Raw genomic sequence first — 2,349 nt, 5'->3', positions numbered from 1 at the left:
ATCCGGCTTTCGGGGGAGTTGGATCGGGAGGCGTTGCGTGCGGCGTTGAACGATGTGGTGGGGCGGCACGAGAGCCTGCGGACGGTCTTCGCCGAGGTCGATGGGGTACCGCGTCAGCTGGTGCTGGAGTCGGTCGGTCTCGATCTGCCGGTGGTGTCCACGAGCGAGGCGGAGCTCGAAGAGGCCCTGGCCGCGGCTGCTGCCGGGGGCTTCGATCTGGCCTCGGATCTTCCGTTGCGGGTGACGTTGTTCGTGTTGTCGCCGGCGGAGTATGTGCTGTCGCTGGTGCTGCATCACATCGCTGCTGACGGCTGGTCCTTCGCGCCGTTGTCGCGGGATCTGGCGCAGGCGTATGCGGCGCGGGTGGAGGGTCGGGCGCCGGGGTGGGAGCCGCTGCCGGTGCAGTACGTGGACTACACGTTGTGGCAGCAGGAACTGCTGGGCGGCGAGGAGGACCCGGAGAGCCTGGTCAGCCGGCAGGTCGATTACTGGAAGTCGGCGTTGGAGGGGATTCCGGATCGGCTGGAGCTCCCGACGGACCGTCCGCGGCCGGCGGTGGCCAGTCATGCGGGTGATGTGGTGCCGTTCACCCTGAGTGCGGAGCTCCACCGCTCGGCGACCACGCTGGCCCGGGAGACCGGCTCCAGCGTCTTCATGGTATTGCAGGCGGCTCTGGCGGTGTTGTTGAAGCGGCTCGGTGCGGGGCCGGACATCCCCCTCGGCACGCCCATCGCCGGGCGTACCGACCAGGCCTTGGACGATGTGGTCGGTGTCTTCGTCAACACCCTGGTGCTGCGGACGGATGTGTCGGGGGATCCGTCGTTCCTGGAGGTGCTGGAGCGGGTCCGGGAGGCCGACCTCGCGGCGTATGCGCATCAGGACGTGCCGTTCGAGCACCTGGTGGAGGCCCTCAAGCCGGCACGTTCCCTCGCGCACCACCCGCTGTTCCAGGTCATGCTCGCGTCCGAGGACATGGACAGCGTACGAGTCGAGCTTGCCGGGTTGACTGTCGGTCAGCACGGCGTCGGCACCGGCACGGCCAAGTTCGACCTCTCCTTCGCGTACAGCGAGCGGCGAGCCGCCGATGGCAGCCCCGCAGGCATCGACTGCCGACTCGAATACAGCACCGAGCTCTTCGACCGGGCAACCGCAGCGCGCATGGTGGAGCAGCTGACCCGGCTGCTCGGCGAAGCGCTCAGCCATACCGACCGCCCCGTGCAGGCCCTCGAGATCCTCGCTCCGGAGGAACACCACCGGATCCTGCGCGAGTGGAACGACACCGCGTGCGCGGCCGGCCGGCCGGGACTCACTCTCACGGACCTTCTCGAACAGCAGGCAGTCAGGACGCCGGAACGCGCGGCTCTCGTGTTCGAGGGCGCCGAGGTGAGCTACGCGGAGCTGCACGCGCGTGCGGACCGTTTGGCGGCCCTGCTGACCCACCAGGGAGCGGGACCCGACCGCTTGGTCGCGGTGGCTGTGCCCAGGTCGATCGACATGCTGGTCGCACTCCTGGCCACGCTGAAGTCCGGCGCGGCGTACCTCCCGGTGGATCCCGACTACCCGGCCGAGCGCATCGCGTTCATGCTCGACGACGCCGACCCGGTTCTTCTGATCACCGTGGCCGACACCGCCGCAATCCTGCCTGAGACGCGGGAGGCCGAGCTGCCTAGGCTTCTGCTGGACAGTGACGAGGTGCGGTGGCGGCTGGACGGGGGAGTGGACGACCAGGGTCACGCGGACCGGGCTCCCCGAACCGCGCCGTTGCGGCGGGCCCATCCCGCGTACGTGATCTACACCTCGGGCTCGACGGGTCGTCCGAAGGGTGTCCCGATCCCCCATGAGGGCATCGTCAACCGGCTGTTGTGGATGCAGGACCAGTACGGACTGACCGGCGAGGACCGGGTGCTGCAGAAGACCCCGTCGAGTTTCGACGTGTCCGTCTGGGAGTTCTTCTGGCCGCTGATCACGGGAGCCACGCTCGTGATCGCGCGGCCCGGAGGCCACCAGGACCCGGCGTACCTGGTCGAGCTGATCCGCGAACAGCGCGTTACGACCGCGCATTTCGTACCCTCCATGCTGGGCGCCTTCCTGTCCCAGCCGGAAGCGGCCGCGTGTGTTGACCTGCGGCACGTGATGTGCAGTGGGGAGGCGCTTACGGCGGATCTCACCCGGTCGTTCTCCGCCGTCCTGGATGCCTCGCTGCACAACCTCTACGGTCCGACCGAGGCGTCTGTCGATGTCACGTACCAGCCGTGTGCCCCGCTCTCCGGTGACCGGACGCCGCCGATCGGGCGGCCGTTGTGGAACACGCGGGTGTATGTGTTGGACGGGGGTCTTTCGCCGGTTCCG

At 68.7% G+C, this 2,349-nt stretch carries 1 protein-coding gene; it reads left to right on the top strand.

The features are described 5' to 3' along the window. Positions 1-2,349, top strand: a 2,349-nt coding sequence (locus tag ACH4E7_RS45485) for an AMP-binding protein (protein WP_396255111.1), incomplete at both ends; no start/stop codon positions are given.

This window comes from Kitasatospora sp. NPDC018058, from assembly GCF_044327205.1.
GTDB lineage: Bacteria > Actinomycetota > Actinomycetes > Streptomycetales > Streptomycetaceae > Kitasatospora.
The sequence above is the reverse complement of the archived record's forward strand: the minus strand, read 5'-3'. Positions and strand labels throughout refer to the sequence as shown.